Here is a 17,568-nt window from a genome sequence, read left to right as displayed (position 1 = left end):
CCGGTCGGACACCTCGCCTGGTCAAACTGCCCCCGCAGTCCTTCCTCAGTGACCGGCGCCGAAGTGGCGCCGCACAAGGGTCTCAAGTCCGTCTCGCGCCACAGGCTTGCGCAGTGTCACGGCATCACCGCCCGTGTTGCGCGCCACTTCCTGCATCGTCTCCAGTTCCCTGGCCGCGGCAACGAGGAACAACGGGCGGCCCTGGTCGGTGTCCTCCGATCCGTCCTCCTGCTCCCAGCGCAGTGCGGTGTCGATCGTCTCGAGCATCGGGCCGGACTGCAGGGCACCCGCCAGCCGCGCCGCTTCGGCGGCGTTGCTCGCCACCAGGACACGGCAGTCGAGCGACGCCAGGATGGCCTTGTAGAGGCGGGCGGAAAGGATGTTGTCGTCGACGATGATCACAGTCTGGGTCATCGAAGCGGCTCCCTGTGTCGGCGAGGGGGTCGTTCTGGCTTGCGCATGGGTCAGGATCTCGCGCATCGGGTCAGGCAATGATGATGATGTCGGACGCGGCGAGCGCAGGCTTGCCGATCAGGTCGGCGACCGCGACGCGGCCGAGCGCGCCTGTGCCGTCGACGTCGTACCAGAGCCGCCCGACATCGCCTTCGTAGACGAACTGGCCGACGAGCGCGGAGTTGGCGAGCCCCGAGTCATTCGTGATGAAGCGGCCGCTTGCCCCGACATCCATCCCAGCCGCGAGAAGTCCGCCGAAGCCAAAGGCGGAGATCGCGATCTTGTCCACGCCGGAGACGAAGTCCTCGATCCGGTCGACGCCGTGCGCGCTGCTGTTGAAACGGAAGACATCAGGATCGTCGCCGCCGGTGAGCACGTCGTTGCCGGCGCCGCCGATCAGGGTATCGCGGCCCACGCCACCGAGGATCGTGTCGTTGCCATCCCCGCCTTCGAGCCAGTCATTGCCGCCATGCGCGACCATGCTGTCTGCGCCCGCGCCGCCAAGCAGCGTATCGGCACTGCCCGCGCCGATCAGCACGTCGTTGCCGTCGAGACCGGAGAGCCGGTTGGAGACGGTGGTGTTGCCCTCGATGCGGTTCGCGGAGGCGTTGCCCGTGCCGGCGCTTGCCGATCCGGTCAGGATGAGGTGTTCCAGCGCGCTGCCGAGCGTGAAGTTGATGCTCGCCTGCACCGTGTCGGCGCCGGATGCATCGACGATGATGTCGCCCGTGCTGTCGACGACGTACCAGTCGTTGCCATTGCCACCGACGAGGGAGTCCGCGCCGGTGCCGCCGTCGAGCCTGTCGTTGCCGTCGCCCGCGGAGAGCGTGTCGTTGCCCGCGCCACCGGAAAGCTGGTTCGCGCCCGCGGTGCCCGAGATGAAGTTGGCGAGCGCGTTGCCGGTGCCGTCGATGGAAGCGGTTCCGGTGAGCACCAGGCGCTCGATCTCCGCGCCCAGCGTGAAGCTCGCTGAGGAACGCACCTCGTCGGTGCCCTGGCCCGGGGCCTCGACGACGACGTCGCCGGTGGTATCGACGATGAAGATGTCGTTCCCCGCGCCGCCCAACATCGAGTCGTTGCCAGCGCCGCCATTGATCGTGTCGTTGCCCGAGCCGCCGCCGAGCGTGTTGTTCCCGGCATTGCCGAGAATGTTGTTCGCGAGGGCGTTGCCGAAGCCGGAGATGGAGTCCGCGCCGGTCAGCACCAGGTGCTCGACATTGTCGGACAGGGTGTGCGTCGCCGAGGCGTGGACCGTATCCGCCCCCGAGGAAGCCAGCTCCACCACCACGTCGCCGGCATTGTCGACCTTGTAGAGGTCGTTGCCCGTGCCGCCCTTCATGGTATCGGCCGCCGACCCGCCATCCAGCGTGTCATTGCCCGCCGCGCCAAGCAGCAGGTCGCCATTCTGCGTTCCGGTCAGCGACTCGTTGGCGGTCGTGCCGATGCGCGCCACGCCACCTTCGCGGACGATGCCGCCAGCGCCGATCGCGACCACGTTCAGCGTATGGATGGTGTTCGACAGCGGCGCCACGGAAAGCGACCATGCGCCGGATCCGTCGGCCACCACGGTGCCGAGCGTCGCTGCACCTTCCGTCACCGTCACGGTCGCGCCGGCCGAAGCGGTGCCGGTGATCAGTGAACGGGTGAGGTTGGTGGCGACATCCGCGATCGCCGGTGCGGCGATGAGGCCCGTCGGGGGCACGAGGTTCACCGCCACATTGTGCAGACCGAGGCTGGGCAGGAGCAGCTCCAGCATGCCGTCCTGCAGCTTCGTGACCGTAGCACCCGTCACCGACACCGCGAATTCGCTGGCGGCGAAGGTCTTCAGGTCGACGATGACCTTGCCCTCGCCGTTCAGGGCGAAGGAGAGGTTCGAGCCATCGCCGGCGACGGAGATCAGGTGACCGCGCGCGGGCAGCTGCACGATGCGGGTCACGTCGACCGGCGTCGCGCCGAGCGTGATGGTGAAGTTGCTTGCGCCTGCGGGCAGGAAGACGCTGTCGCCATCGTAGGCGTACCAGGCGGCACCACCGATCGAGACGCTCGCGATCTGGGTGTCGAGATCGAGCTGGAAGGTACCGAGCGCGCCGGTCACCGCGCCAGTGATGGTGTCCGCGACGGCGTCGAACGTGTAGTTCAGCGTCGCCTGTTCGAAGGCGGCGAGCCGCGCGGCAAGGTCGGCCAGCGTCACGAACTCGGCACCATAGTTGTAGGCGGCCTCGATCAACGGCAGGAACATCTGCTCGTTGCCGTAGACCTTGCCGTTCGGGTTGCCGTAGTCGGTGTTCCAGCCGGTCAGCCCGTAGTCGTGCCACGGGAATACCACCACCGGCAGGTCGGCCAGGCGGATCGCGTCGTTCCATTCCTTGAGCCAGCCTGCGGCGGCCTGCTCAAATGTGAGGTTCTTCCAGCCGGTCTGGGTGAAGTCCGAGGAGATGTTCGGGGCGATATAGATGCCCTTGGTCGTGTCCGGCGTCAGATAGCCGAAGGCGCCGGGATAGCCCGCCCCCACCATGGCGTTCCCGCCGGTAAGGTAGTCGTAGTATTCCAGCACCTTGAGCGAAACGGCCGTCGTCTGCGGCATGCCGGGGATAGCCGCCCCGGCGATGGTCAGCCCTGGCATGTTGTTCTGAAGGACCGTCTTCGACCACTCGAATTCCTGCTGCAGCTCCGTTTGCGTCAGCAGGTTCGTGTCGAAGGGGTGCGAGTAGGAGTGCGAGCCGAGCTCGTTCCCGAGCGCAAGCAGACGGTCATAGTAGGGCTTGGAGACCGACCAGTCGGTGCCGACGCCGTCAGTCACGCCGTTGTCGCCGGACAGGCTCAGATCGTCGCCGACATTGAGGTAGTACGAGCCGACGAAGTTGTACTGCGTCTTCCAGCGCTCCAGGATCTCCATCATCACGTCGTAGATGCCGGGCTCGTTACCAGGCGGATTGACGGTGACGATCTCCTGCGACTGGTCCATGTCGTTGCGGGAGCCGAAAATCGCGGTGTGGCGGCTGATTTCCAGCCGAACTTCCGGCGCGACCGGGTTCGACACCACCCAGTCGAGTGCGCGGGACAGCAGGTTGTTGTCCGCGAGCATGCCTTCCGTCGCGAAGTGTACGTTCCGCCCGCCGGTAACGGTCGTGTAGATCGCGTTGGTGGTAGTCTGCACGCCAGTCTCAAGGTCGGTCAGCGTCTGCGTCGCGAGCACCTCGTAGGGCACGCCGTTGAGCACGCCGAAGGTCTGCGTGCCGATCGGGCCGAAGACGTTGGTGTAGGTGCGGATGGTCTCGCCCGTGGCCAGATCATCGACGATGGGGTTGGTCGAGGCGGTCGCCTTGACATCGATCTGCGTCAGCGTGCCGTCGGAGGAGACGAGCTGAAGCCCCATCAGCTGCTTCAGCCGGCTGTAGGAGTCGCCCGTGATCGCGCCGCCCGTCTGGTCGTTCGTCATGAAATTGCCGGCGGTGATCAGGCCGACGCCGTAGTCGTAGACCGCACTCGTCAGCGCACTGGTGATGGCGCCGACCTTCGTGCTGTCCACATGCGAGAAAGACGGGAAAATGATGCTGTCGTACTGCGACAGCTTCGAGATGTCGGTGAGGTCCGCTTCCGTCAGGATGTCGTAAGGCACGCCCGCCATCGCCGCCTGGTACTGGGCCGAGGCGAAGAGCTGCGTGTAGGCGGTCGAGGGCGTCTGGCTAACCGCGTCGCCGCCGAAGAACTTGTACGCGGTCGTTTCGGAGTAGACGATCGCGACCTTCATCGCGGAGCCGTTCGAGCCGCTCGGCGCGACGGTATAGGGCGCGCCGTAGAAGCTCCCCGGCACAAAGGAGGTGTTGTTGACGTCGATCAGGACGTCCATCGCCGGGGCGATGGTGTCGTTCAGCGATGTGAGCTGAACCGCAAGTTCGACCGTCTTGCCGTCGGCGCTCCTGGCGTACTGGACGCTCGCGCCACCGACGAGGACCTCGCCAGCGTTGCCGGTATAGAGAAACGGAACGCCACCGGCGCCGAAGTCGATGTTGTACTCAGCGCCGCCGGCGTTCCCGAAAATCTGAAAGCCGGTCGCTGCGTTCTGGTCCGTATTCAACCAAATCGTCGTATTCGCGCCGATCTGCACCGGAGCGACGATCGCCATATAAAGCGTTCCGCCCTCGATCCGGCCGTAGATGTCGTATCCGCTAACCCAGTTCGTCGGATAACCGAGGCGATCTGCGAATGTCCAATCGGACATAAGGCCGTCGACGAGGATCGATGATCCAGACATAGGTTCTCCCCTCCGTCTTTTGCACGGCAGCGCACGACAACATGAGAACTTGCGCTCAGCCGGCGAGACGGGGGAACGGGCTGAGCTTTTCTTCGCTTCGTGTCCCCAATTGAAGCGCGCAAAATCGTGATCGCGCCACCGACAGCCTGGCGCCTCACGAAATTGTGATGATCTGCTTTTTCGCTTTTCTCTTGACGGATACAGCCATAAGGCGAACCCGACTGGACAATTGTGCAACCGCACACGAAATCGCGGGGGCTTACCCTACATATGGGGCGGGATTTCCCGTATCCACACCATATGCGGTTTGTGCGTGAGCCCGGTACACGCGCGGGAATTCTCACAAATCGGTACGTTCGCACTGTTTGCGACACACCCGCGGTCGAATCCGCATGTCTCCAGGCGGTATCGATACGAATCGGCCTGGATCGAATTCGCACCGATCAGCCGTGTCACGATGGGAAAACCAGGGCCCGGACCAGACAGGTGGACGCCGCCCAGTCCACGCACCGGGACCCAGCACCTAACCAGGCGACGGCACCGCCTCAGCCTGTCGTCCCCCGGGCGCGAAACAGTGGCCGGGGCGTGCGAGCCCATCGGACATCGCGCGCATGGCCGGGGATGGAAATCGGCTCTGCGCCGGGCGGCAGGCGCCAAGCTTCCCGACGCGTTCAGACCCACTCCGCGCGAGCGCGGTCGAGCGCCCCTGTACCCGCCGCGCCCATCAGCGGGCAGGTACGCAGCATGGCCCAGGTCATTACCGCCAGGCGCAGCCCCGCCTCGGAGTCGCTCGGGAAATGCACGCCGATCACTTCCCGGTTGCGCGCGATCCGTTCAGCGATCCGCCAGTGCGGCGATAGGTCCATGCGGCCCGCCACATTCGGCAGGCTTGAGACCTTCGTCATGATCGATCCCGCGACATTGCCCACCTCGGCCACGCTGACAGGCGCCCGAGCGCCGCCCAACCCTTGGCCGGTCGCGACATCAGGCAGCACTTCGCCCAGCGCGAGCGCGAGGAGATAGGCCTGGGTCGCGTGCCCACTCGGATAGGCGGGGTGGCCGGGCGGATCGACCGGCGGCATCAGCGCCGGCATCAGGCGCGACGGGCGGGCGCGCATGTACTTGGCCTTCTGTCCCATGACCATGAACTGGCCGACGCGGATCGCGGCCTGGCACAGCCGCACGGTCCAGGGGTGCGTGCCGCCCTTGAAGGTCAGCAGGCCGCGGAAATAGCCGAGGACGTTGTCGCGCTGCTCCATCGCCTCGGCCAGCACGCCCGCGCGGAACTCAGCGATCTCGCAGAGCTCCGTGAGCTCCGCATCGATCTCGGCCTGCGCGCCGGGCGGAGCGGGGAGGGTGATGGTCCGCCAGTCGCCGCCCGCGCCCGAGGCGAATTCCGTCTGCGCGGCGACCGCGAAATGGGTGAAGGACCAGTCGTCAGGCCGGAAGGCGGGTGGCGCCGCGCTCAGCGACCAGGTCTTTAGCAGCGGCTCGACATCCTGCGGCGGCCAGCGATTGCCGCGGAACCAGGTCTCGCCAGGTTCGCGCCGCAGGTCGGGAGAAATCCCGATGGGCCGGGCCGACGACCTGCCGCGGCCCCCGCCCGTCCCGGAGGAATCGCTGCTGTCGGACGAGTCGCTGCTGTCCGAGGAGTCGCTGCTGTCGGACGAATCGGATGGACCTATGCCGCTCATCGGCTGCTCCTGCAAACGGGGGTCTTCATTCCGGCAGCCCCGCCGCACGCAGATCCGCAAGGACGCGCGCACGGATCTTCGGATCGCGATAGGGCATGCGGGATCGCTCATACTCGGCAAGAGAAAAGGCGGGCTCCAGCTGCAGCAGGCGTTGCGCGGCGTGACGCGCGTCACTTTCCTGGCCCGCCGCGACCAGGGCGGCGATCAGGACCCGAAGGTTCGATGTGAATCGCGGGGTCTCGGCGTCGGACAGGCGACACCAGCGCAGCGCCTCGGCGATGTTCCCATGGCAGTAATGCGCGATCGCCAGAAGATTGTAGTAGGAGAACAGGTTCTGGTCGAAAGGTGACAGCCTGAGCCCGTGCTCGGCATGGCGGATCGCCTCCTCCGTCCGGCCGACATAGGACAGGGTCGCGGAGGAGAGCAGCCAGGCGAGCGCATTGTTCGGACCGACCGAGAGCGCCCGCTCGAAGAAGACCAGCGCCGCGTCGTAGTCGTGCATCAGGAAGGAGCGGACATGCGCGCAGGTCGCGAGCGCCAGCGCGTTCTGCCGGTCGAGTTCGATGGCGCGCGCCGACAGGGCGGCGGCCTCCTCCATGTCGATGCGCGGGTTCGGCGACCATCCCTGACCGACATAGATGCTGTGCCAGCGTGCCGCCCAGGCCGTCGGCAGGGCAAAGCCTGGGTCGTGCGCCATGGCCCGGCCGAACAGCGCGCGCGCCTCGGTGAAGCGTTCGCGGTCGAGGTCATGGATCAATGACAGGCCACGCAGCGTCAGGTCGTAGGCGGTGAAACTTTCCGGCCGCTTGCGCAGCGCGCGCTGCAGTTCGGCCGCGCGGACATGTGGGGCGACGCCGGCGACGATGCGCTCGACGATCCGGTCCTGCAGCACGAACAACTCGCCGCCCGTGGCCTCCGCCCGATCGCCCCAGAGCCGCGTGCCGGTCTGCGCATCCGACAGCTCGATCTGAACGCGCAGGTCCCGCCCGGCGCGGCGCACGCTGCCGCTGACGACGTAGCGCACGCCAAGCGCGCGGCTGACCTCCCGCGGGTCGGCGTCCCGCCCGCGCCAGGCGAGGGTCGAGGAGCGCGAGACCACCATCAGTTCCCGCAGGTTGCCGAGCGAGACGACGATGTCCTCCACCACGCCATCGGCGAAGTAGTCGTCCTGCGGATCGCCGCCGAGATTGCGCAGCGGCAGAACCGCGAGGGATGGCAGCGGCGAGACATCGGGCGGGCTCGGCAGCCGCGCCGGCGGCACCTCCGGGTCGAGCACGAAGGCGCGCTCGGGGTCGGCCAGGTGCTTGAGGACGATGAGCCCGAGGTCGCGCGCCGGCCGCGGCAGGCGCGCGGCGACCGCCGCATGGACATCGGTGCTCATCAGCACCCCACCGGCCGGCGCATGTTCCTGCAGCCGCGCGGCGAGGTTCACCCCGGCCCCGTATATATCGTGATCGGTCGCGGTGATCTCACCCATGTGAAGCGCTATGCGCAGCGCGAGCGTCGGCGCCTCCGGCTCCGCCCCGTCCGCCGCGGCCAGGCGCGTCTGTACGTCCAGCGCCCAGGCGAGCGCCCCTGCAGGCGTCCGGAATTCCGCCAGAACCCCATCCCCGGTCGACTTCACGATGCGGCCGTCATGCGTGCCGGCGAGCGGGCGGAGGATGCCGTCCAGCGCCGCCATCCAGCGTCGATGGGTGCGACCTTCCTCGGTCGCCATCAGGATCGTGTAGCCGACCACGTCCGCGAAGGCGAAGGCGGCGAAACGCCGGACGCCTGTCGCGGCATCCAGGTCCAGACTGCGCGCGAGATGGTCGGCCGACATCGCCCGCTGCGTCCCCGGTCCTGCCCCTTGCGAATAGCTCCGACATTTCCTGAAACACGCCGACAGTGCAAGGATAGGCTGGCGGACGGCGCGGGAGGCATGGCGCATGGAGGGCTATCCGGAACAGCGGCGGCGGCCATTGCCGGTGCGCCGCAACTTCGTCTTCCGCGACCCGCCCTTCCTCAAGGCGGACAAATCGGCGCTGCGGGACGCCTACCTGGCTCGCCGGCTGGATGCGATCGACGCAATCATCGCCGGGCCGGACGGCATACCTGGGCTGGGCCGGCTGGCGACCAAGGACGGCCCGGCCTTCGCCGTCACCCATCTGCCACTGGCCGATTGGACCCTGACGCTCGAGCGCGAGAAGGAGCTCGCGGCGCGCCACGCCGCGGCGCGGGCCGCGCCGGAGGAAGCCGCCTTCGCCCTCGCCTTTGCTGACGAGAAGGCCGCCGCCCTCTTCCGCGAAGGCGCGGAGCGCATCTTCGGCCGCTTCGACGAGGTGGTGAGCGACCTCCGCATCTCCCCCGCCCTGCACTGGGTCCCCGGCAGGGGGGAGGGCAATGACTTCGCGACCTTCGACCATGCGCGAGCGCTGATCCATGCCGGGGCGCTCGCCGCCAAGGGCCTGGACGGCAAGGACGTGAAGGTGGTGGTCATCGACCAGGGCCTGGCGGCCGACCGGCTGCTCGACCCTTCGCGCTTCGCCGGCGGCTGGTCCAAGCCGGGCGGGCCGCTGCCGGGCACGGCAACGGGCACCAACACGCACGGCACCATGATCGCGCGCACCATCCAGGCGCTGGCGCCGCAGGCGCTGATCTTCGACTGCCCGCTGATCCCCTCGCGCATCCTCGGCAACCTGCCGGCCTTCCTCAGCGACGCTTTCGGCGCGATCACGAGCATCAGCCGCGACATCCGCATCCTCGGCAAGCACGACCCGCGCTTCGACGGCCGCTGGGTCCTGGTGAATGCCTGGAGCATCTACGATGCGCGTGGGGAGACGGTGCCGGGCGAATACTCCAGGAACCCGTATCACTGGGTCGCCTGCGCCATCGATGCCGCGGCGCCACATGCCGCCATCGTCTTCGCCGCCGGCAATTGCGGTGAATTCGGGCCCGATACCCGCTGCGCGCCGCGGCTGATCGGGCCGGGGCGCAGCATCCTCGGCGCCAATTCGCTCGACAGCGTGCTGACCGTGGGCGCGGTACGGGCGGATGGCATCTGGGCCGGCTATTCCTCCCAGGGGCCCGGCCAGTTCGCGCAGTATCACGGCCATCCGCAGCGGAAGCCGGACCTCGCCGCGCCAAGCCATTTCCGCACGCCCGAGGCACCCTACCCGCGCGCCACGGGATCCTCAGCCGCATCCGCCGTTGCCGCCGGCGTGGTGGCGGCGCTGCGCACCCGCTGGCACGATTCCGTCGTGCCGAGCGACGCGCTGTTCGGGCATCTGCGAAAGACCGCGCGGCAGATGGACGGCAGCGCGGGCTGGAACCTCCGCACCGGCCATGGCGTGATCGACTGCGCCGCGACCATCGCGGGGCTTCCCTGATGGTGATCCGCGTCACTCGCCTCCCGACATGCCGTGTCACACCCTGCGGTCGTTGGCGCCGCACGGGCGCCACGCCGGAGGCAGACCATGCGCGCGATCCAGGATCCCTCCCTTCCCCACCTCGTCTGGCTGCACCCCGCCATGACTGAGCCGCCGCGCCCGCCGTCGCTGACCGACCTGCCCTTCTTCCGCGGCGCCGACGCCGCCGCGCTCGAGCGTCTCTCGGCCGCCGCGCGCTGGCGCACGGTGGAACCCGGCCAGGTCGTGGTGGATGAGGACGAGCCCTCGACCGACATCTTCTTCGTCGCGACCGGCGCGGTGCGCGTGCAACTGCGCGCCGCCTCCGGGCGCGAAGTGCTGCTGAACGAGTTCGGCGCCGGCGAGTTCTTCGGCGAGCTGTCCGCCATCGACGGTGCGCCGCGCGCGGCGAATGTATCCGCCATCGCTCGGTCCCGGCTCTGCATCATCCCGGCGCAGGCGTTCCTCGACTTCGTCTTCACGACGCCCACCGCCTGCCACGCGCTGCTGCGCACGCTGGCCGCGAAGCTGCGACTACAGACGGAACGCACGCTGGAGCGGGAGGCTCTCCCGGTGCGGCTGCGCCTGTTCTCGGAGCTGCTGCGCCTGTCCCGTCCGCGTGCCGGCGCGCCGACTGAACGCGTCGTCTCCCCGCCGCCGCCGCACCATGAGCTGGCGGCGCGCATCGGCGCGCGACGCGAAGTCGTCTCTCGGGAATTGTCGGACATGACGCGCGAGGGCTGGCTCGCGCGCGACCGCCGCGCCATCCGCATCCTGCGTGTGATGGAGATGCAGGCACTGGTCGCGGCCGAGCTCCGCGCGCCCGCGGCCTGATCTGGACGCGGCCCGCCACCTGCCGCAGGCTTCGCGGCAGGATGGAGACCAGGCCATGACGAAACCGCTGCTGCTGCTCTGGATCGACGGCGCCGAACCCTATGCGCGCGCCGTTTCGGAAGCGGGGCTGGGCGATCGGCTGCGGATCGAGGTCGTGCCGCGCGCGGCCACACCCGATCCGGTGTTGCTGGCTGAGGCAGAGGCGCTGCTATCCTGGGGCCCGCCGCCCGGTGTGCTCGACCGGATGCCGAGGCTGCGCTTCATCCAGTCGCTCACGGCCGGCGTGGAACACTGGCTCGGCCGGGCGGACCTTCGGGACGGCATCGCGCTCTCCTGCGCGCGCGGTACGCATCGGGTGCAGATGCCTGAGAACATCCTCGGCGCACTGTTCCACATCACCAAGCCCTATGCCGCGATCGTCGCGGACAATGCGGCGCAGCGCTGGACGCGCCGGGTCTCGGCGACACTGGCGGGCAGCACGCTCGGCATACTGGGGCTCGGCGCGATCGGCGCAGAGCTGGCGCGCAAGGCCGCGGCGCTGGAGATGCGGGTGATCGGCACCAAACGCGACGGCGCGGCGGTGCCGCATGTGGAGCAGGTCCACACGCCCGACGGCACCGATGCGGTCCTCGCCGAGAGCGACTTCGTCGTGCTGCTGCTGCCGGCAACGCCGGCCACCGAGAATTTTGTCGATGCCGCGCGGCTCGCGCGCATGAAGAAGACCGCCTGGCTGCTGAACTTCGGCCGCGGCGCGCTGATCAGGGACGAGGACCTCGTCGCCGCCGTGCGCGGCGGCACGATCGCCGGCGCCGTGCTGGACGTGTTCCGCACGGAACCACTGCCGGCGGAACACCCGTTCTGGGGCGAGGAGCACATCATGGTCCTCCCCCATATCGGCGGGTTGCATCCGCAGCGCGACCAGGTCGTGGCCGCCCTGCTGGCGGAGAACATGCGCCGCTTCCTCGATGGCGCGCCGGCCTCGCAGCTCGTGGACCGAAGGGCGGGCTACTGATGGCCTACCGGGCCTTCGACCTGACCGGCAAGGTCGCGCTCGTCACCGGCGGCAATTCAGGGATCGGACTCGGCATGGCGCAGGCGCTGGCGGAGGCCGGCGCCGATGTCGCGATCTGGGGTACGAACGCGGCGAAGAACGCAGCCGCGACGGCGCAGCTTGAGCGGACCGGCGTCCGCCTTCACGCGACGGTCTGCGACGTCGGCGACGAAGGGGCGGTCGAGCGCGCGATGGAAGGCACGCTTGCCGCACTCGGCCGTGTCGATGCCTGCTTCGCCAACGCGGGAACCTATGGGCTGAAGCGGAAGTTCACGGAGCTCGACAGCACCGAATGGCATCGCGTGACCCGCGTGAACCTGGACGGCGCCTTCCACACGCTGCGCGCTACCGCGCGGCACATGGTCGATCGGGGCGGCGGCGGGTCGCTCGTCGGCACCGCGTCACTGGCGGCCATCGAAGGCGCGGCGCGCAATGCGCAATACGCCGCGACGAAGGGCGCGATGGTGGCGATGATCCGCGCGCTGGCGGTGGAGCTCGCCCGCCACGGCATCCGGGCTAATGCCATCCTGCCTGGCTGGATCGAGACGGCGATGACGGCAGGCAGCGTGGCGGATGAGCGCTTCGCCGCCGCGGTGCTGCCGCGCATCCCCGCCCGCCGCTGGGGAACGGGCGCGGATTTCGGCGGACTTGCCGTCTACCTGATGAGCGACGCCTCCGCCTATCACACAGGTGACTGCCTGGTGGTCGACGGAGGCTATTCGCTGTTCTAGGCGACAGCGGGCAATTGTCGCGCCTTCAGGAAGTTGACCAGCAGCACCGGCGCGGCCAGCACCGCGCCGATCGCCGTCAGTGGCCCTGAGGGCGAGATCATCATCAGCGACGCGACCACCAGCACGGCCTGCGATGCCAGCCCCATATGCGTGAAGGCGTAGCCCGTCATGCCGATGCCGAGGATCAGCACGCCGATGGCGCAGGTGCCGACGGTGAAGATGAAGGCGCCCCAGGTGAAGTCGGGCACCACGATCAGCATCACGGGCGCATAGGCGAAGACGAAAGGCACCGTAGCCTTCGCCATGCCGAGTCGGAAGGCCGTGATGCCCGTGCGGAACGGGTTGGATCCTGCGATGCCGGCAGCGGCGTAGGCCGAGACGCAGACCGGCGGCGTCAGGTCAGCCAGGATGCCGTAGTAGAGGATGAAGAGGTGGGCGGCGATCGGCGGCACGCCGAGCTGCACCACCGCCGGTGCCGCGATCGCGGCCAGCACGATGTAGAGCGCCGTCGTGGGGATGCCGGCCCCCATCGCGATGCAGACCAGCGCGACGAAGATGAGGGTGATGAACAGCGTCAGCCCCTGCATCGAGCCGAAGCCGGCGGGCAGCGCTTCCACGATGGGCCGGAACATCTCCGCCGTCTGCGCCGCAGCCTGGGTGACGATGAAGCCGATGCGGAAGCCGGCACCGGTCAGCGTGACGACACCGACCACGATGCCGACCGCCGCGGCCGCAGCACCCACCGCGAGCGCGTAGCGGGAGCCAAGGTCGAAGGCATCCCACAGGTCCTTGATCGTCAGCCGGTTCCGCGGATTGAGGAAGCCCACCACGATGCAGGCGCTGATGCCGGCGAAGGCAGCGAGATAGGGGGTGTAGCCGTCCACGATGACCCAGACGAGCAGCACAAGTGGGATCACGGTCGGCCAGCCATCACGGATCGTGGGCCAGAGCCTCGGAATCTCGTCCGGGTCCATCCCCCGCAGGCCGAGGCGCTTCGCCTCGAAATGCACCTGCACGAAGACGCCCCAGAAATGCATCGCGGCGGGAATGGCGGCGGCGATCAGCAGCGTGGTCAGTGAGATCTCGAGGAACTCGATCATCACGAAGGCGGCCGCGCCCATGATGGGTGGCGTGATCTGGCCGCCCGCACTCGCGGCGGCCTCGACCGCGCCGGCGAAGTGCGGCTTGTAGCCGATGCGCTTCATCGCCGGGATCGTCAGCGAGCCCGTCGTCACCGTGTTGGCGATGGACGATCCGCTGATGGTGCCGAACATGGCCGACGAAATGACCGCGACCTTGGCCGGCCCGCCCGCGTAACGCCCGCCGATGATCGACGCGATGTCGATGAAGAACTGCCCGAGGCCCATGCGGGTGGCGAGCACGCCGAACAGCACGAAGTGGAAGACGAAGGTCGCGACCACCTTTACCGGAATGCCGAAGATGCCTTCCTGCGTCAGGTAGACGTGGCTGATGAAGCCTTCCCAGGACGATCCGGGATGCGCCAGCACGCCCGACAGGTGGTTGCCGAACAACCCGTACAGGATGAAGACGATCACGATCGCCGGCAGGACCCAGCCCATGGCGCGCCGCGTCGCTTCGAGCACAAGCACCACCATCAGCGTGCCCATCACCATGTCCTCGGTGCTGGGCATGCCGATGCGGAAGGTGAGTTCGTCGAAGACAATCGGCAGGTAGAAGCAGGCGACTGCGATCAGCAACGCCAGGATCCAGTCATGGATCGGCACGCCGCCAATCTTCGGCATCCGGTCGAGGCTGGTCGGGAACATGATGAAGATCAGGCCGAGCACGGCGGCCAGGTGGATCGACTTGTGCCAGTGCTCGGTCAGGATGCCGAAGCCGGCCGTGTAGTAGTGGAAGGCGGACAGCGCCACGAGCAGGGTCGAAACGATCGCCGCCGTGACGCCGCGCAGCGCGCGAAAGGAGACCTCGGTGTCGTACTTCTTCTCGAGTTCGGCCGCGGCTTCAAGATCAAGCCGGGTGGCAGAGGAAGCGGCCGTGCCGCGCGGGTCGGTTGCGGACACGGCCGTACTCCGTTCAGTTGCTCAGCGAAGGATGCCGGCCTCGCGGTAGAAGCGTTCCGCGCCCGGGTGGAATGGGACGACGCCACGCCCCGACAGCGCGTTCTCCCGCACGATCTCGCGCCCCTTCGCGTGCCCGCGGTCGAGCAGGCCGCGCGTCGTGTCGGACCAGAGCGCGCGGGTGATGTTGTAGACGAGGTCGTCCGGCAGGCTGTCGCGGACCACGAGGACGGCGCCGACGGTCAGCGTCGGCGTATCGGCCGTCAGGCCTTCATACGCCGTGCGCGGTATGACGCCGCGGCCATAGAAGGGCGCATTCTCGATCACGCGGCCGGCCTCGGCCTCGGGGATCGGCAGGATGCGGCAGCCGCTGCGGCTGCAGAATTCAGTGAATGCGGCGGCCGGATAGCCGACCACGGTAATCGTGGCATCGAGCCCACGATCCTGCATGCGCTCGGTGCCCTGCGCCTGGTTCAGGTATTCGGCGGTGAAGTCGCGGCCGGCCTGGAAGCCGTATGCGCCGAGGATCAGTTCGGACCCGATGCGCGCGCCGGAGGCCTGCAGGCCGATCGCGATGCGCTTGCCGCGCAGGTCGTTGAAGGTCTGGATCGGGCTGTCACGGCGCACCACGGCGTGGATGTGCTCGGGGAACAGGTGCGCGACGAAGCGGATGCGGTTCTGCGCCGGGCGGCCCTGGAACAGGCCCGTTGCGGTGTAGGCCCAATGCGCGACGTCGGACTGGGTGAAGCCGCTCTCGGCATTGCCCGAATGCACGAGCGCCACGTTCTGCACGCTGCCCTGCGTCGCCTGCGCGACCGCGACCATGCCGGGGATGCCGTCCGTCGCGCCGGCCGTGTTGCACGCCGCGCCGGGCGGGCAGGACAGCGCATTCGCGATGATGCCGCCGATCGGATAGTAAGTGCCGCCGGCGCTGCCGGTGCCGATGCGGAAGAAGGATGGCGCCTGCGCGGAAGCGGCGCCCGGAAGCGCAAGTGCGGCCGCGGTCGCGGCGGCAAGGATGCTGCGGCGGAATGTCATGGCGCGTCTCCCCGGTGGTGCGTCCGGCGGAACCCTAGACCGGTTCCGCAGGCACGCGAACCCCGGGCAGGATCAGATGGAGCCGCCGGTGCGGAAGCCCCCGCCACTGTCGCTGCGACCACCCGTCGAGAAGCCGCCGCCGGACTCGCCCCAACTGCCGCCGGACGATCCGCCGCTGGAACCGCCGCCCCAATCGTTGCTGCCCTTGCCGCCACCGCCGCGCGGCTGCTTGCCGGGCCGGCCCCAATACGGCGCGGCGTCGTCCTCGAATCCCCCTCCGCCGCCCCAGGGGCCCGGCGCGGACTTCCCCCAGGGCCCGGGCAGCGGCTTGTTCCAAGGACCTGGCTGCGACGAGCCGGCGCCGCCCCAGGATCCGCCTCCGGGCGAGCGCTGCCGCTCCATCCGGTCCCAGAACGCATCGCGGGACAGCGCGCCGCGCAGCACCTCCCCGATCAGCACGCCGACCATCGCGCCGGAGGCGAAGCCCCATTCGCTGCGTTCTACGCCGCGGCCGCGCATCTCGTGGCGCAGCGCCTGCATCTCCTGAAGCCGGGCGCGTGCCGTGCCGGCCTGTGCCTGGGCCTCGGCCAGCGCGCGCTCCACCTGCGCACGCTCGGCCGCCGCGATCTCAAGCCGCGCGACGATCGCGTCATCCTCCCGCGTCGGGGTGCGCGATGCCTCGTCCCTCAGGGCGCGCAGCGAGCGTTCGCCGATCGCGGCTTCCAGCGCGCGCATCGCCTGCTGGGATGCGGCATCCTCCCCGGACGCGACCGCGGCCCGGCGACGCTCCGCTTCGGCGAGCGCGGCCTGCGCCGCCTCCACCGCATCCTCGGCGGCGTCCATCGCCTCGGCCGAAGGGCGGCCCGCCTCGGCCGGAAGGCCGGCGATGGTGCGCCGGCGCTCGACCATCGCGCGCACCGCCGCATCCGCCGTCGCGCGCATGCGCGCCGCGTGGGACTGCATGTGACCGGGAAGTTCGGACAGAAGCTGATAGGCTGCCCGCGCCGGCTCGAAGCCGATCAGCCGCGCCACCCAGTCGTCGATCATGCGCACGAGCGGAAAGGCCCGGTAGCGCGAAGTGCCGTAGCCGCGGTCCCACAGATAGGCAAAGAGCGGATCGGCGCGGTAGGGCCGGCCCTTCTCCTCGAAGTCGCGCGTCGCGAAGCCGACCTTCTGCTCGGCATGCTGGGCGATGCGCTCCGCTTCCTCGGCCGCCGCGGACAGGCGCTGGAACGCCTCGTCCTGCGCGGCGCGCGCATCGGCTTCGCGCAGCGCGGCTGCTTCCGCTTCCTGCGCCGCGCGATGGCGCGACGCCTCGGCATCGCGCTTAGCCTCGGCCGCAAGCAGCGCGTCGCGCGCATCGAGCACGGCCTTCTGCGTGGCCTCGAGCTCCACCGCGCGGCGCGCGAGGCTCTCGCGCACTTGGGCGCCGGCGGACTCAAGCGCGTCGAGCGCCGCCTTCCCGTCCTGCATCTCGGTGAAGCGCAGCCGCGCGAGTTCGCGCAGCGCCGCCGCTTCCTCCGCGCGCAGCCCTTCGCGCCGCGCGGCCAGCCGGTCTGCCTCCCCTTGCGCGGCGGAGGCCTCGCGCTGCGCATCCGCGAGGCGCGCATCCATCTCCTGCAGGACGGCGACGCCGTTCACCATGACAGGATAGCCCCCCCGCTCGTCTGGATGGTCCAGCGCGTATCCATTGTGCCGGCAGCCTTCTCGCCGATCACCGGCTGGTCGATGATGCCGTCGGCGAGCTTGTCACGGCGGACGCGTTCGAACTCCGCCTCCGGCACGCGCTGACCCCAGCGGGAGACGCGCGCGACCCGGCCATCCTCCTCGCTCGTGACCGGCACCTGCACGGGGCGTCCGTCGCGATCGACGGCCTCAACAACCAGGTAGTAGTTGCGCGCGCGCGGATTGGCTGCGGGCACGCGCCACACTGCGGAAGGCTCGCCCGGCCGGTTCACGATGCGCACGGTGTAGGCCGCGGCGAGCCGCGCCGTCAGGTCGGCCAGCGCCTGGCGGCGGGCGCGCGCATCCGCAAGGCTCCCGGCACGCGCGGCGGCCTCACCCTCGGCCAGCAGGCGCGCGGCTTC

At 69.1% G+C, this 17,568-nt stretch carries 12 protein-coding genes; 4 read left to right on the top strand and 8 right to left on the bottom strand.

Annotated features, from left to right (window positions below; all coding sequences use genetic code 11):
• Positions 1 to 45: 45 nt before the first annotated feature.
• The 4 genes from HW577_RS02590 to HW577_RS02575 all read right to left on the bottom strand — a co-directional run bounded on the left by HW577_RS02590 (position 46) and on the right by HW577_RS02575 (position 8,224).
• Positions 46 to 414 carry a response regulator gene (locus HW577_RS02590; RefSeq protein ID WP_198374496.1) on the bottom strand — a complete coding sequence of 123 codons (369 nt, stop codon included), beginning with the start codon at positions 412 to 414 and terminating at the stop codon, positions 46 to 48.
• Positions 415 to 484: 70 nt separating this feature from the next.
• Positions 485 to 4,675, bottom strand: coding sequence for an Ig-like domain-containing protein (locus HW577_RS02585; RefSeq protein WP_198374495.1), 4,191 nt, complete (start codon positions 4,673 to 4,675; stop codon positions 485 to 487).
• Positions 4,676 to 5,379: 704 nt separating this feature from the next.
• Positions 5,380 to 6,402: a phosphatase PAP2 family protein gene (locus HW577_RS02580; protein ID WP_198374494.1), complete on the bottom strand. Its 1,023-nt coding sequence runs from the start codon at positions 6,400 to 6,402 to the stop codon at positions 5,380 to 5,382.
• Between the two features lie 25 nt (positions 6,403 to 6,427).
• Entirely contained in the window at positions 6,428 to 8,224 is a 1,797-nt protein-coding gene (locus HW577_RS02575; RefSeq protein WP_198374493.1) for an adenylate/guanylate cyclase domain-containing protein, read from the bottom strand.
• A 106-nt stretch (positions 8,225 to 8,330) separates the two neighbouring features.
• Here HW577_RS02575 and HW577_RS02570 point away from each other — a divergent pair, with 106 nt between their 5' ends.
• The 4 genes from HW577_RS02570 to HW577_RS02555 all read left to right on the top strand — a co-directional run bounded on the left by HW577_RS02570 (position 8,331) and on the right by HW577_RS02555 (position 12,404).
• Positions 8,331 to 9,770, top strand: a complete 1,440-nt coding sequence (locus tag HW577_RS02570) for a S8 family serine peptidase (RefSeq protein ID WP_198374492.1) — start codon at positions 8,331 to 8,333, stop codon at positions 9,768 to 9,770.
• A gap of 87 nt (positions 9,771 to 9,857) precedes the next feature.
• A complete protein-coding gene (locus HW577_RS02565; protein ID WP_198374491.1) occupies positions 9,858 to 10,622 on the top strand; it encodes a Crp/Fnr family transcriptional regulator in 765 nt (254 codons plus the stop codon).
• A gap of 55 nt (positions 10,623 to 10,677) precedes the next feature.
• A complete protein-coding gene (locus HW577_RS02560) occupies positions 10,678 to 11,634 on the top strand; it encodes a D-2-hydroxyacid dehydrogenase (protein WP_198374490.1) in 957 nt (318 codons plus the stop codon).
• Positions 11,634 to 12,404 (top strand): SDR family NAD(P)-dependent oxidoreductase, encoded by a 771-nt coding sequence (locus tag HW577_RS02555; RefSeq protein ID WP_198374489.1) that lies wholly within the window; start codon positions 11,634 to 11,636, stop codon positions 12,402 to 12,404. Before HW577_RS02560 ends, HW577_RS02555 begins: the two co-directional genes overlap by 1 nt.
• Here HW577_RS02555 and HW577_RS02550 read toward each other — a convergent pair.
• The 4 genes from HW577_RS02550 to HW577_RS02535 all read right to left on the bottom strand — a co-directional run.
• Positions 12,401 to 14,446: a TRAP transporter permease gene (locus HW577_RS02550; RefSeq protein ID WP_198374488.1), complete on the bottom strand. Its 2,046-nt coding sequence runs from the start codon at positions 14,444 to 14,446 to the stop codon at positions 12,401 to 12,403. The two genes, HW577_RS02555 and HW577_RS02550, sit on opposite strands and share 4 nt — an antisense overlap.
• Before the next feature lie 21 nt (positions 14,447 to 14,467).
• Positions 14,468 to 15,481 carry a TAXI family TRAP transporter solute-binding subunit gene (locus HW577_RS02545; RefSeq protein WP_198374487.1) on the bottom strand — a complete coding sequence of 338 codons (1,014 nt, stop codon included), beginning with the start codon at positions 15,479 to 15,481 and terminating at the stop codon, positions 14,468 to 14,470.
• Positions 15,482 to 15,553: 72 nt separating this feature from the next.
• Positions 15,554 to 17,125 carry a coiled-coil domain-containing protein gene (locus HW577_RS02540; protein WP_198374486.1) on the bottom strand — a complete coding sequence of 524 codons (1,572 nt, stop codon included), beginning with the start codon at positions 17,123 to 17,125 and terminating at the stop codon, positions 15,554 to 15,556.
• The coding region (locus HW577_RS02535; protein ID WP_198374485.1) for a DUF6384 family protein at positions 17,119 to 17,568 on the bottom strand (450 nt) is incomplete at its 5' end. The genes HW577_RS02540 and HW577_RS02535, both read right to left, overlap by 7 nt.

The organism is Neoroseomonas rubea (genome assembly GCF_016106015.1).
Lineage (GTDB): Bacteria > Pseudomonadota > Alphaproteobacteria > Acetobacterales > Acetobacteraceae > Neoroseomonas > Neoroseomonas rubea.
Note: the sequence above shows the minus strand (reverse complement) of the source record. Positions and strands in the feature narration are given on the sequence as shown.

What these genes read in the sequence shown, in the direction of transcription:
- HW577_RS02580 (WP_198374494.1), bottom strand. Translation starts at nt 6,402, where the DNA reads ATGAGCGGCATAGGTCCATCCGATTCGTCCGACAGCAGCGACTCCTCG.
- HW577_RS02540 (WP_198374486.1), bottom strand. Translation starts at nt 17,125, where the DNA reads ATGGTGAACGGCGTCGCCGTCCTGCAGGAGATGGATGCGCGCCTCGCG.
- HW577_RS02560 (WP_198374490.1), top strand. Translation starts at nt 10,678, where the DNA reads ATGACGAAACCGCTGCTGCTGCTCTGGATCGACGGCGCCGAACCCTAT.
- HW577_RS02555 (WP_198374489.1), top strand. Translation starts at nt 11,634, where the DNA reads ATGGCCTACCGGGCCTTCGACCTGACCGGCAAGGTCGCGCTCGTCACC.
- HW577_RS02565 (WP_198374491.1), top strand. Translation starts at nt 9,858, where the DNA reads ATGCGCGCGATCCAGGATCCCTCCCTTCCCCACCTCGTCTGGCTGCAC.
- HW577_RS02585 (WP_198374495.1), bottom strand. Translation starts at nt 4,675, where the DNA reads ATGTCCGATTGGACATTCGCAGATCGCCTCGGTTATCCGACGAACTGG.
- HW577_RS02575 (WP_198374493.1), bottom strand. Translation starts at nt 8,224, where the DNA reads ATGTCGGCCGACCATCTCGCGCGCAGTCTGGACCTGGATGCCGCGACA.
- HW577_RS02590 (WP_198374496.1), bottom strand. Translation starts at nt 414, where the DNA reads ATGACCCAGACTGTGATCATCGTCGACGACAACATCCTTTCCGCCCGC.
- HW577_RS02545 (WP_198374487.1), bottom strand. Translation starts at nt 15,481, where the DNA reads ATGACATTCCGCCGCAGCATCCTTGCCGCCGCGACCGCGGCCGCACTT.
- HW577_RS02570 (WP_198374492.1), top strand. Translation starts at nt 8,331, where the DNA reads ATGGAGGGCTATCCGGAACAGCGGCGGCGGCCATTGCCGGTGCGCCGC.